Source organism: Liquorilactobacillus oeni DSM 19972, from assembly GCF_001436275.1.
Lineage (GTDB): Bacteria > Bacillota > Bacilli > Lactobacillales > Lactobacillaceae > Liquorilactobacillus > Liquorilactobacillus oeni.
The window spans coordinates 1-12,052 of the sequence record NZ_AZEH01000015.1 but is presented as its reverse complement, the minus strand read 5'-3'; the positions used below and the strand labels follow the sequence as shown (position 1 = coordinate 12,052).

Annotated in this window: 12 protein-coding genes and 1 pseudogene; 6 read left to right on the top strand and 7 right to left on the bottom strand. The window is 34.5% G+C overall.

Annotated features, from left to right (window positions below):
* Positions 1 to 600: 600 nt before the first annotated feature.
* From FD46_RS10485 to FD46_RS00780, 3 genes are all read left to right on the top strand, one after another.
* Entirely contained in the window at positions 601 to 753 is a 153-nt protein-coding gene (locus FD46_RS10485) for a type II toxin-antitoxin system RelB/DinJ family antitoxin (protein ID WP_235805518.1), read from the top strand.
* 759 nt (positions 754 to 1,512) lie between these two features.
* Complete coding sequence (locus FD46_RS00785) at positions 1,513 to 2,568, top strand: Fic family protein (protein ID WP_057738854.1); 1,056 nt, start codon at positions 1,513 to 1,515, stop codon at positions 2,566 to 2,568.
* Positions 2,569 to 2,651: 83 nt separating this feature from the next.
* The gene (locus FD46_RS00780) at positions 2,652 to 3,848 is read left to right on the top strand and encodes an AbiH family protein (RefSeq protein WP_056992252.1); all 1,197 of its coding nucleotides are present in this window, start codon (positions 2,652 to 2,654) and stop codon (positions 3,846 to 3,848) included.
* Positions 3,849 to 3,854: 6 nt separating this feature from the next.
* Here FD46_RS00780 and FD46_RS00775 read toward each other — a convergent pair whose 3' ends face one another.
* Complete coding sequence (locus FD46_RS00775) at positions 3,855 to 4,445, bottom strand: site-specific integrase (protein ID WP_056992254.1); 591 nt, start codon at positions 4,443 to 4,445, stop codon at positions 3,855 to 3,857.
* Between the two features lie 133 nt (positions 4,446 to 4,578).
* Here FD46_RS00775 and FD46_RS00770 point away from each other — a divergent pair, with 133 nt between their 5' ends.
* The 3 genes from FD46_RS00770 to FD46_RS00760 all read left to right on the top strand — a co-directional run bounded on the left by FD46_RS00770 (position 4,579) and on the right by FD46_RS00760 (position 8,357).
* Positions 4,579 to 5,508 carry an IS30 family transposase gene (locus FD46_RS00770; protein ID WP_057895296.1) on the top strand — a complete coding sequence of 310 codons (930 nt, stop codon included), beginning with the start codon at positions 4,579 to 4,581 and terminating at the stop codon, positions 5,506 to 5,508.
* A gap of 226 nt (positions 5,509 to 5,734) precedes the next feature.
* Complete coding sequence (locus FD46_RS00765; RefSeq protein WP_003561621.1) at positions 5,735 to 7,357, top strand: malolactic enzyme; 1,623 nt, start codon at positions 5,735 to 5,737, stop codon at positions 7,355 to 7,357.
* Positions 7,358 to 7,391: 34 nt separating this feature from the next.
* On the top strand, positions 7,392 to 8,357 hold the full coding sequence (locus FD46_RS00760) for an AEC family transporter (RefSeq protein WP_003691075.1): 966 nt from the start codon (positions 7,392 to 7,394) through the stop codon (positions 8,355 to 8,357).
* A gap of 120 nt (positions 8,358 to 8,477) precedes the next feature.
* Here FD46_RS00760 and FD46_RS00755 read toward each other — a convergent pair whose 3' ends face one another.
* The 6 genes and pseudogenes from FD46_RS00755 to FD46_RS00735 all read right to left on the bottom strand — a co-directional run bounded on the left by FD46_RS00755 (position 8,478) and on the right by FD46_RS00735 (position 11,681).
* On the bottom strand, positions 8,478 to 8,708 hold the full coding sequence (locus tag FD46_RS00755; protein WP_057895295.1) for an IS3 family transposase: 231 nt from the start codon (positions 8,706 to 8,708) through the stop codon (positions 8,478 to 8,480).
* Positions 8,709 to 8,831: 123 nt separating this feature from the next.
* The gene (locus FD46_RS00750; protein WP_057895294.1) at positions 8,832 to 9,641 is read right to left on the bottom strand and encodes an adenylate/guanylate cyclase domain-containing protein; all 810 of its coding nucleotides are present in this window, start codon (positions 9,639 to 9,641) and stop codon (positions 8,832 to 8,834) included.
* 29 nt (positions 9,642 to 9,670) lie between these two features.
* Positions 9,671 to 10,213 (bottom strand): Pycsar system effector family protein, encoded by a 543-nt coding sequence (locus tag FD46_RS00745; protein ID WP_157047061.1) that lies wholly within the window; start codon positions 10,211 to 10,213, stop codon positions 9,671 to 9,673.
* Between the two features lie 14 nt (positions 10,214 to 10,227).
* Complete coding sequence (locus tag FD46_RS00740) at positions 10,228 to 10,707, bottom strand: helix-turn-helix domain-containing protein (RefSeq protein WP_057884664.1); 480 nt, start codon at positions 10,705 to 10,707, stop codon at positions 10,228 to 10,230.
* A gap of 9 nt (positions 10,708 to 10,716) precedes the next feature.
* Positions 10,717 to 10,956 (bottom strand): annotated as a pseudogene (locus FD46_RS10480) (replication initiation protein); the annotation flags it as partial.
* A 119-nt stretch (positions 10,957 to 11,075) separates the two neighbouring features.
* Entirely contained in the window at positions 11,076 to 11,681 is a 606-nt protein-coding gene (locus tag FD46_RS00735) for a recombinase family protein (protein ID WP_057895292.1), read from the bottom strand.
* Between the last annotated feature and the right edge of the window lie 371 nt (positions 11,682 to 12,052).

Below are 12,052 nucleotides of genomic sequence, written 5' to 3'. Positions count from 1 at the left end.
CAAGTCTTTGTCAATCTGGACTTGTACCCGTTTCTTTTCCTTAACTGCCATGATTGCCTCGCCTCTTTCATTAACTACTCACATTATACTAGCTTTTGAGTATTGATTCAATTAGCATGATCCTTTAAAAGCTGTGAGTTTGAGTTTGCTGCCCTTTTAGTAATGGCAATGAATGTAACTCCTCTAAAACACTCATAGACGAATTTTAAAGTCGACTTAGAACAACTAACTATAACTGCCAAATGAATTATTTTATATTCTCTCTTAAAGTGAATAAATCAAAAGATAATGATTAAATCTTAATTTTCCATCTACAAATACTGACTGATAATTACAATACTTGTAAAATAGCCTACAACATCTAACTTATAGATATTAGAGGTCATTTTTGTGATGTTTTTGAAGGGTTATTGGTAATTATGATTACTTATAAAAATCTATAGTTACGACAACCAGCTTTGAAGCTATCTAGTAAGGCATCTTGAACCTCTTTGAGAACATTCGAATCTTTGATTGGTAGAACAATTTGTTGCATAAGAACACTCCTTTTTTACTTTGTGTGACAAATGGCGTACAGTTTTAAAAAAAGGACTGATGATAATGACTAACACAGCAACTAGTTCCAGAATTAACACTAGAATCGACCCAGTAATTAAGAAAAAGGCCCAGGAACAACTGGCTCAACATGGGTTAACTATGTCCGAATTCATGCGGGTAGTTGTGACAACCGTGGCTAACAATGGGAAACCATAATATTATGGTTTCCCAAACAATCAGGTTGCCAGGTCATTAACTGAGGTGGCAGACGACCTTGCAGGGACTACAGAGTTAAAGAGCGCGACCAATAAGCAAGACTTGGAGCAGTTGTTAAATGAGTAAAATAACTCCAACCACTCAGTCTAAACGGTAATATAAAGTTGTGAAGAATCCCAGATGGCAGCCAATTTTTAATCGAAAGGTACCTTTCGATACCGAGGCACGGTCTCCTTGGAATTACATAATTGACTGTTTTTTAACAGATAAGAGCATTCTAGAATATTTCTATGCCACCCACTGAATTTGCCTAAGAAAGTGATACAACAGCTTAAAAAGCGTGTTCCACGACAAGATGTAAAATTTAAAGTTCTGGAATTATATTTCGATGCCATAATGGCGATCATTTGTTGGTGTATGCACAAATACTAGATCAGTTTTATCTAGTAGCGATTGGCACACACAGTGAGGACTATAAAGAATATAAGCATACAAATAACCCCCAACATTTAAATTATAGATGTTGGGGGTTATTTTAATTTGGCAAGCAACCCGCATGCCAGACGGGGGCTGTCGGCCGAATGATTTTGCATCATAAGTATGCCTTCAGCAGGAGCCCTTCAGACCGAGTTTTGCGCAAACAGCGCAAGCTAACTAGCTTGATTATAATCAATGCCATTAAAGATATTATTTACTTTATCAGTATCATTTATATGATTTCGGTATCAAATGGCGTAGAATGATACCGAAAGGAGTGAGATGATCCTGAAAAAATTTGATTATAAAGCTTTAAACAATTTAGACATAACTGCTTCAATGAATGACAAATTAAACCAAATTTATGAATTTAAAGGACGTTTATCGGCTACGCCAATCACCTATAAAGAAGCCTTAGATCACTTGGTTAATGTTGCTAAAGTCCAGAGTACTGATGCTTCTAATCGTATTGAGGGAATTTATACTAGTAACACTCGTTTAAAACAATTGGTTCATCAAAAAACTAGGCCGCGTAATCGCAGTGAGGCAGAAATTGCGGGTTATCGGGACGTATTGGCTTTAATTCATGAACAATATGCATATATTCCGATTAACAGCAGTTCAATTTTAACGCTGCATAAACGTTTGTTTGGTTACACCAACAGCACCTGGGGTGGTCAATTCAAAGATTCTGATAATCAAATCATTACCAAATATGCGGACGGTAGGCAGGAAGTCCGTTTCCAACCACCAGCAGCGTATTTAACTCCGAAATTGGTTCAGGAACTTTGTATCAATTATAATTTAGCAGTCGATCAGCAAACTTTTTCACCACTAATTTTATTGGGCGCCTTTATCTTTGATTTTGTTTCGATTCACCCGTTTCGTGATGGTAACGGCCGTATGTCGAGACTGTTAATGCTGCTAACAATGTACCAAGCACAACTTAACGTTGGAAAGTATATTAGCCTGGAAAACCTAATTGAGAAAACTAAGCAGTCCTATTATGAAGTTCTCAAACAGAGTTCTTTAAATTGGCAAAATAACCAGAACGACTACGCGCCCTTTTTAGATTATTTCTTGGGCGTCATTTTGCAAGCATACCGCAATCTTAATGATCGGCTCAACCTAGTACAAGACAAACCAGTATCTGCGGCGGATTTAATTCTTAAAACATTGACACAAGAATTAAAACCTTTGTCTAGAAGTGAGCTCACGGCCTTGATTCCGCAATACAGTGATATAACAATTAAACGAGCTCTTAGTGAATTGAAGAAAAGTCATCGGGTAAAACTTATTGGCAAGGGAAGATCTTCAAAATATATTTTGAAAAATTAATATGTCTCAGCGCTAATTAGTTCTTTATATTATAAGTGAAGAGAATAATTTCTCTATTCTTAATTATAGAAAGAAGTCTTTTTGTGACTCAGAATGTAGTATCACGATTATTGGTTATAGGAAATGGATTTGATTTGAAATGCGATTTGAAATCTAAGTTTGAAGATTATTATAATAGCAAAGTTGATATGGTTAAAACATTAGGCAAAATGAATGCAGAATTTAATGACCCAAGTACGAATACAGAAATTTTACAAGCTGATGTTTTATATATCGCTGGTTTTTCAAGAAATTTTGGAAACTTGAACGATAACATTAAAATTAATTTTAATGATAATAATATTTCTTTTTGGGATTTTTATTTTTATTTTCACAAAGAAAAACTTAATAACTGGGCAGATGTAGAATACTTTCTAAACAACCTATTAACGATAAACAGTCATAAAACACATCCTGAACTCGATCTTGAAAAATCTTTAGATATGATAGTTAGGTTTAAATATTTAAGACCCAGATTATCTATTGAAAAGTCATTTGTTGAAGAATTTGATGAGTTGAAAGAAAATTTCACAGCAGACCACGAAACATTGGTTTTATTATTTGTTTTGTTAAATAATTTAAAGTATGATATTGAAAAACATTCCGAAAGATATCTTTACGACTTTCTATTTGACGAATTAAATAAATTTGAAAAAAGCTTCAATGATTATTTAATAGCACTACAAGATGAAAAGTATAAAGAAAAGAGTCAACAGTTATTAAAAGAATTATCGCATAATGAATGCTATAATTTGTTGTCCTTTAACTATACAACTCCCTGTACAAACGACTCCTCATGTAATATAACGCAAAATATACATGGAAGACTTGAAGATCATCCAATAATTGGGATTGATTCCAAAAGTATAGGCCCTAATAGTCCAATATTTAGATTTACAAAAACTTACCGCATCATGACTCTAGCAAGTGAAAAACGAGATAAATTATTACCCCAAAATGTTAAAAATATAGTTTTCTATGGTCATTCACTTGCTCCAGCTGATTACTCATATTTTCAATCGATTTTTGATTATTATTCTATTTATGATAATGACGTTACCTTGGTGTTTTATTATTCTATTTATGACGAAAGTAAAGAACAAGAAATAAAAAGGGCTCAATTTAATTCTGTTTCTAAACTTATGTCTGAGTATGGAACAACATTTCATAATGAAAAGGGAGAAAATTTGATGCACAAAATGTTGCTTGAGGGTAGACTAATCTTGAAAAATTTAGAATAATAAAAATTATCCAAAATCAATTTGATCCAGCATCGTTTCGGTACTAGCCTGGTCTAAGCCTAAATAAGCTAAAGTCATCGCCTCACTGGAATGATTGAGCAGATTCATGACTAAGCCAATATTATAATTTGATTGCGTGTAGACGCGATAAGCACCGGTTTTGCGCATCGTATGGGTCCCTAGATAATTAATGCCTAATAGATCACCAACTCGTGCCATCACCTTATAAAATTGTTTCTCAGTGATATGACGGTCTGAATGGGCCGTTGAAGGAAATAACCAATCCGAATTGATGTTTTCTTGGACCAGCCAATCATGATATTGCAACAAGTCTTGTTGCACGGGCTTTAAATATAGTGTATTTGCTTTACCGGTCTTTTTATCATGAATAAAGGCCGTGTGTTTAACAGAGCCATCTGGATTATAGACATCGGATTTCTTTAACGTCATCACATCACTCACCCGCAGCAAGGTGGCCTTGCCGACTTGAAAGATAGTGTAGTTACGGCGACCCGCCCGAAAACTATCTAATAAGGTGTCTTGTACCATTTTTAAGACGTTAGAGTCTTTAATTGGCAGTACAATCTGTTGAGACATCATATACCTCCCCGTTAATTAAATTTTGTCTATTGGTAGATTGTAAAATTAATCCGAACGCTGTTCGGACAAAAAAGATCAGCTTCCTTTAAAATGGTGTTTACCACAAACCCATCTTTTAGGAGCTGATCTTTTGTCTAGTATAACCTATTCCGAACGAATTAAAATCGAAACCTTTTGTGAACTAGGCCTGTCCAATATCCAAATGAGCGATCGCCTAAAACGATCACCTGCCACAATTTCTTATGAATTAGCTCGATGTGAACCTTATCAGGCTGAATTAGCACAAACAGATGCCGAATACAAGCGGTCACGATGTGGCCGAAAGACTAAATTGAATGACAAATTAAGGCAAATAATTTTAAACCATTTACGGCTAAGTTGGTCACCAGAAATGATAGCTCACGAATTTAAACTAGCGACTAAATCAATTTATAATTGGTTAAATCAAGGGAAAATTGAGTTTTCTTTAAATGATTTGCCTGAACATGGCGTGCGCCAACGGCGTAACGTTGACCAACGTTCTAAATATAATCAATCTTTGGGGCGATCAATTGAACAGCGTCCCATGATGATTAATCAACGTAATCGCATCGGCGATTTTGAACTAGATACAGTCGTTGGTCCTCGTGGGCATAGTAAGGCAGTTTTATTAACCTTAATCGATCGCAAATCACGTTTCCTTTGGGCCTACCGATTAAAAAACCGGACGACAGCGACTGTTAATGAAGCCCTAAATAAGTTTCTAGCAACTTTTAATGGCCCGGTGCATAGTTTTACGGTGGACCGTGGCACTAAGTTTAGCGGTCTAGTATCACTTGAAGCACAATACGGTATTAAGACCTATTACTGCCATGCTTATACGCCAGCTGAGCGCGGCAGTAATGAACGATTTAATCGGAACTTACGCTATTTTTATCCTAAGGGGACCTATTTTGAGCACATTAGTGCTCAAGGCTTGAAAACCACCTTACTCGAAATTAATCAGAGACCACTTAAAATACTTGACTGGCAAACACCTTATCAGGTCATGCTGACCAATTTGTCAAAAAATTCGGATTAAATTTGCAATCTACCAAGTTAATATATTTGACTATATTTTTTATTATGGTCTATGATACTCCTTAAAAGTTAGTTAAGAAAACAATATATAAAAAAAAATATGCTAAGTTAATATTTTCTATAAATTCAATATATGAAAATTATGTTTATATATATTGATATAACAAATCATACTTTTTATTATAATGTGATTATGGTTAGAAAATTAAATTAGGAGGAATCATTTTATGAAATATGAGGGTTTAGATCTATTAAACAATCACTTCTTAAATAAAGGTACTGCCTTTACTAAGGAAGAAAGAAAAGAAAATCACATCGAAGGTTTGTTGCCACCATTCGTGCAAACTTTGGATCAACAAGTCGAACAAGCTTATGAAAACTATTCTAATAAGGATACATTCTTGGCTAAGAGAATGTATTTGATGGATCTTTTCAATGAAAATGTTACTTTATTCTACAAGTTATTCAGTCAACATGTTAATGAATTTATGCCAGTTGTTTATGATCCAACAATCGCTGACACAATTGAAAACTACAGTCACCTCTTCTTAGATCCACAAAATGCCGCTTTCTTATCAATCGATGATCAAGATGATATTGAAGCATCATTGAAGAATGCATCTGCTGGTCGCGATATCAAGTTAATCGTTGTTACTGATGGTGAGGGTATCCTTGGTATTGGTGACTGGGGTGTTCAAGGTGTTGACATCTCTGTTGGTAAATTAATGGTTTACACAGCTGCTGCTGGTGTTGATCCTAAATCAGTTCTTCCTGTTGTCCTTGATGTAGGTACAAACAGAAAAGAATTATTAGCTGATGATCTATACATGGGTAATCATCACGAACGTGTTACTGGCGACAAGTACTACAACTTCGTTGACAAATTTGTTGAAACTGCTGAAAACTTATTCCCTGATATGTATCTTCACTTTGAAGACTTTGGCCGTAGCAATGCTGCTAACATCTTAAATAAGTACAAAGATAATATTCTTACCTTCAATGATGACATTCAAGGTACAGGTATTATTACTCTTGCTGGTATTCTTGGTGCTTTGAATATTTCCAAGGAAAAACTTACAGATCAAGTTTATCTATCATTTGGTGCTGGTACTGCCGGTGCTGGTATTACTAAGAGAATCTTCGATGCAATGGTTGAAGAAGGACTTTCTGAAGATGAAGCTAGAAAACATTTCTACCTAGTCGACAAACAAGGTCTTTTGTTCGATGATACTGAAGATTTAACACCAGAACAAAAGCCATTTACAAGAAAACGTAGTGAATTTGCTAATGCTGATGAATTAACAAACTTAGAAGCTGTTGTTAAAGCTGTTCACCCTACTATTCTTGTTGGTACTTCAACACAACCTGGTACCTTTACAGAAGCTGTTATCAAGGAAATGGCCGCTCATACAGAACGTCCAATTATCTTCCCATTGTCAAATCCTACAAAGCTTGCTGAAGCTAAGGCTGAAGACCTTTTGAAATGGACTGATGGCAAGGCTCTTATTGCTACTGGTATTCCTGTTGAACCCGTTGAATACAATGGTGTTACATATCATATCGGTCAAGCAAATAACGCTTTAGTTTACCCAGGTCTTGGTCTTGGTTCTATGGCTGTTAATGCTAAGATTCTTTCAGATGGCATGATCAACAAAGCTGCTCACTCATTGGGTGGTATCGTTGATCCTACACAACCTGGTGCTGCTGTTCTTCCTCCAGTTTCACAACTAGACAAGTTCAGTATGACTGTTGCCAATGGTGTTGCTCAACAAGCTATTGACGAAAAATTAACAACTGCTACAGACGCTAAAAAAGCAGTTGCTGATCTTAAGTGGGAACCTAAATATTAATTAAAATTTTTGTTAAATAAAGGGGAATTTATTCATGGCTGCATTTATCACTTCACTTGAAAGTGTTGCTGAAATCGTTCTTGTCATTGCTTTGGGGTATTGGCTAAGAGGATCAGGACGTTTAGGTGACGAATTTAAAGGCAATATTTCATTTATCATTATGAAAATTGCTTTACCTGCTTCAATCTTCGTCTCTGTTCTTAAATATTTGAACAGAGATAAATTAGCAAGTTTGTCCGGCGGACTGATCTTTACCTTCGCCAGTTTCACGATTGGTTACATCATTGCATGGATCTTAACAAAGGTCTTCCGTATTAGAAAGGGCCGTCGTGGTACTTTCATTAACATATTCGTTAATGCTAATACCATCTTTATCGGTTTACCTCTAAACATGGCTTTATTTGGAACTAAGAGTTTACCTTACTTCCTTATCTACTATGTTATGAATACAATTTCAACTTGGGCTGTTGGTATCTTCTTCATCTCAAGTGATGATCCAACCGTTGAAAAGGGTGCTAAGAAAGACTTTAACTGGAAAAAATTACTTCCTGCTCCACTTGTTGGTTTCTTAGTATCACTTGTTTTCTTACTACTTGCTATCCCAGTTCCTGACTGGATCAACAAGACTTTGGACATGGTCGGTGGTATCGTTACACCAATGTCATTGATCTACATCGGTATTATCTTAGCCGATGCAGGTTTGAAATCAATCAGATTCGACCGTGATACAATCCTAGCTCTATTAGGTAGATTTGTGGTTGCTCCTGCAATCATGATTAGCATTATTCTTATTGGTGGTTCAATGATGGGTACTTCATTACCAACTATCGAATCAAACTCATTCATCATTCAATCAGCTGCTCCTGGTTTAGCTGTCCTACCTATTCTAGTTGATCAATCACATGGTGATGTTGACTACGCTACTAACCTTGTTACAACATCAACTGTCTTGTTCGTAATTGTTGTGCCAATCTTAATGCAAGTAGCTAACTTGATTTAATTGATTTAAATACATTCACACATTCAAACAAATTCAGATCCTCCTCTAAAATATAAAAAAAGTCGTCAAACATTCTGCGGTTTAAAGTGCAACACAAAAGTTAGACAAAATTGAATATTTTTAAACTGCTAAGGCATGTTCCCTGTATTCGCAGGGAGTCATGACTTTTGTTTTCTGTGATATTCGTCGATTGTTAAACCAATCGACGTAATTCTTTGTGATTTCCTTGAATTCTCCAATATCTTTACACTGTGGAAATCCATTAAGACATTCTGTTTTAAGAAGATGAAAGAAGCTTTCAATTGGCGCATTATCAAGACAGTTTAGTACTGCGCATAAATTCCCAGACATTAGTTTGTGCCCTTGCGTTTTTGGTAATAGCTATGCTTTTTTTTAGTGAATCATCTCCCTTAATCAAACTATCTAAGGTAATGTCGAATAGATTGCTGATTTGTACTGAACGATCAATACCTTTTATTCGTCAGATAGTTCCTCCAAACGATCATGAATAGCTACTCTATAAAAGGCACCACCGTAGCAAAATTGATCGTCAATTTTTTCAGATTCTTTATTTAACCAATTTGAAAATGGCTCATTTGAAGAACTAGTTTCATATTTTTTAGAATGTTCTTTAACAAATTCATTTACTAATACCTTTGAAAAGTGTGAAGTATTTGCCTTATCACATAAATGAGCGGCTAAATTTATGTTTTCACCTAAAAATATAGGCTTGTTTATACCGCTTCCGCTTTCTCCTGCTTTTACTATAAGAGCTTTTCCTGATGCTATTCCAATACCTATTTTAATATTTTCATAAGAATCATATTTCTTGGAAAATAAGGTATTAATTATTTCTATTGTTGGTTGGATCATAGATGCAGAAAGCAATGCTTCAATAACGTCAGATCTATCGTTATTATAGTTATCCTGAGATTGTTTTTTATTTTCTGTGAATATTGCAGAAATGCAATCTCCAACGATATTTATTTCTTTGCAGCAAGAATGGCTTCTTAAAATCATAATAACTTCACTTATGTATGACCTGTATAATCTAGCAACGATTCTACTATCAGTGGAAGAAACAAATTTTGACGATTTTCTAATGTCTACAAATAAAGCAGTATTTTCTATATATCTACCATTTTTAAATGTTAGATTATTTAAATCAGACCAATTGTCCACTGTATCAAAAGTATTACTTTCAAATAACACTTCCTTAATATGAGTGATTGCTTTATCTAAATTAAAATCTTTTTGTGTTATTTTTACAACATTATCTGACATAAATGTAATATTTTCCTTCTTAAATTCCTTTATTGTATAGATAGACCTATTAATGAAGTAACAAAGAGTATAAATATAAAACAAAAGCCTAAGCAGGCTAACTTAATACCTAAATTACACTTTTTCATTTTTTTATTTGCAATTTGTGCATTTACAAATATTTGATTAAGTAAATCATCTAAGATGTTAGTATCTTCTTTAAAAAATTGCTGCAATTCAGTTAACCCACTTGTATCAATATCTCCAAAATAGATATGTGATTTTTGATGGGAAGAACTTTTTAGATCAGGGATAATAGAAAGAAACAAAAATACTCCACCAATAATAATGAAGCATAAACTTATGGATAAAAGAATTACGAAAAAGGATAACAGAATTGAATCGCGATTATGGAGATATTTAGCAGTATTATTGAATATTGTAATTATTTTAGAGTTCATTAATAAAGTGATTAACACACCCGTAGCAGATAAAAAAATAGATGCTTTAGTATCTGATTTTTGAATCCAATTAAGTTGCTTATCTAACGTGTATTTTAGATAGTCTATTTTTTTGTCATTATCATTTATCATATGTCTAATCTCCATTATTTCCAAAAATGCCACCAGCGAGACTTCAAACTTTTGTTCTCTATATCATTAGCATTAATATTTTTATCAACCGAATATTTTTCAGAAGGAATAGCCTCAAATTTTTCAATTTTCTTTTCAGCCATCAATTGCAATTGTTGTGACTGATCCAATAATTTTTGCATTAATTTTATTTGTTCATCTTTTTCTTTAATTTGGTTATCCTTGGTTAATAATTGCTGGTTGAGCAATTCTATTGTATTTATACTTATGTTACCAGTGTTACTAGTAAATGTTTCCTTTCCAAGTTCCTGGTTGTTACCACCAAAATGTTGTTTTAACAGCAAATATCCTGAGTTACTGACAACTAAGGTTTGTACTCCGTTCCTAGGAACTGTTTGCACATAGTTTGCTCTAAAGTTTGCATCTAGTTTTTTCCTAATGGCTTGTTTTGATACACCAAATTCGTTAGCAAGTTCTCTAATAGTTTTAGGCATTATTTCCAAACCCTTTCGGAGTTCAGCAAGTGCTTCTTGTCTTGCTTGATCTCTGATCTTTTTATCGTGTTCAATCTGCTGTTCAGCTAAAGCTTGTTTTTCAGTGGACCCTAGTGGTAGTCCCTTAACTTTATCCGTTGCACGCCATTTCTCTTAATCTGTTAGTTCACTATTATGCTGAATATTGAAAAGCTTTTGACGTTCATCTTGAAATTGTCCTTGTGAGAAGTCGTTTGTATCTTTTCTTTCTAATATTAAAAAATAAGCTGCAGCTAGTTCTTCTTTACTCTTTCTTATGCTAACTCCAATTTAGTACATCAACAACTCTTTTCAACCACCATAATATATGTAGCATCACTTTTACTCGATCAAAGGTTGGAAAACTTCTTAATCCGATAAATCTGTGACCTTGAAGTCCCAATTGTTCTAGCAATCTGTGCAATCGGCACTGGTGGATTTTGCTGCAGCATTTGCACTATCTGATGATACAGATAACGTTTCCGGCGGTCAGGTGAATCTGGTGCATACAAACGGACAGCGCCTTTATAAGCGCCACGTTGTTTAGCCAGCTCAATTCCCTGCCGTTGGCGTTCGCGAATCTTGCGCCGTTCTTCTTCAGCCGTATATTTGTAGATCTCCAATACCAAATTGGATAACAAAGCTTTCAGGTTTTGGTCTTCAACTCCTGCAAAACTTGGTAAGTCCAAAATATTTAGCACAGCTCCCTTATGTCGCACTTCTTCAATAATATCCGTTAAATCTCGCGAACTTCGTCCTAAACGATCCAAACTCAAGACAACAATCTCATCTTGATCATGAATATATTCCAACATAGACTTCAATTGTGGTCGGTCTGCATTCTTCCCCGAAATTTTTTCGGCAAAGATTTTTTGCACCCCAGCTTTTTTAAGTGCGTCTAATTGGCGATCTAAGTTCTGTTCAGTGGTACTCACCCGTGCATATCCAACTTTCATTTCCTACATCCTCCTTGGTACATCCAAATGGTACACATGTTTTTCTTAGTATAACACAACTAAAAAAGTGTACCACCTGGGTACACTTAAAAGAAACACTTTAAAAGCTAAACAACATTCTAAAAACCAAAGAAATTGTTTTTTTCGATAATTATAGTTTGTAAAATTTTGGTTATCCAGATTTTTTATTATCTATATAAAAGTGTTTTTAATTATACTACATAATAATGGCGCTTTCACCTTGTTAACATTCTTTTTTAAATTTTACGGCAAATTGTAGTCTCTTCTAAAATTATTTATACATTCGGGAAAAACTGCTCCTATCCTAGTATTTGGTACACAAATACTTAGACGTTTGTGCCATAATAAAA

Excerpts from the sequence above, each read along its gene's own strand:
- FD46_RS10485 (WP_235805518.1), top strand. The coding sequence starts at position 601 with ATGACTAACACAGCAACTAGTTCCAGAATTAACACTAGAATCGACCCA.
- FD46_RS00785 (WP_057738854.1), top strand. The coding sequence starts at position 1,513 with ATGATCCTGAAAAAATTTGATTATAAAGCTTTAAACAATTTAGACATA.
- FD46_RS00775 (WP_056992254.1), bottom strand. The coding sequence starts at position 4,445 with ATGTCTCAACAGATTGTACTGCCAATTAAAGACTCTAACGTCTTAAAA.
- FD46_RS00765 (WP_003561621.1), top strand. The coding sequence starts at position 5,735 with ATGAAATATGAGGGTTTAGATCTATTAAACAATCACTTCTTAAATAAA.
- FD46_RS00760 (WP_003691075.1), top strand. The coding sequence starts at position 7,392 with ATGGCTGCATTTATCACTTCACTTGAAAGTGTTGCTGAAATCGTTCTT.
- FD46_RS00755 (WP_057895295.1), bottom strand. The coding sequence starts at position 8,708 with ATGTCTGGGAATTTATGCGCAGTACTAAACTGTCTTGATAATGCGCCA.
- FD46_RS00750 (WP_057895294.1), bottom strand. The coding sequence starts at position 9,641 with ATGTCAGATAATGTTGTAAAAATAACACAAAAAGATTTTAATTTAGAT.
- FD46_RS00745 (WP_157047061.1), bottom strand. The coding sequence starts at position 10,213 with ATGATAAATGATAATGACAAAAAAATAGACTATCTAAAATACACGTTA.
- FD46_RS00740 (WP_057884664.1), bottom strand. The coding sequence starts at position 10,707 with ATGCCTAAAACTATTAGAGAACTTGCTAACGAATTTGGTGTATCAAAA.
- FD46_RS00735 (WP_057895292.1), bottom strand. The coding sequence starts at position 11,681 with ATGAAAGTTGGATATGCACGGGTGAGTACCACTGAACAGAACTTAGAT.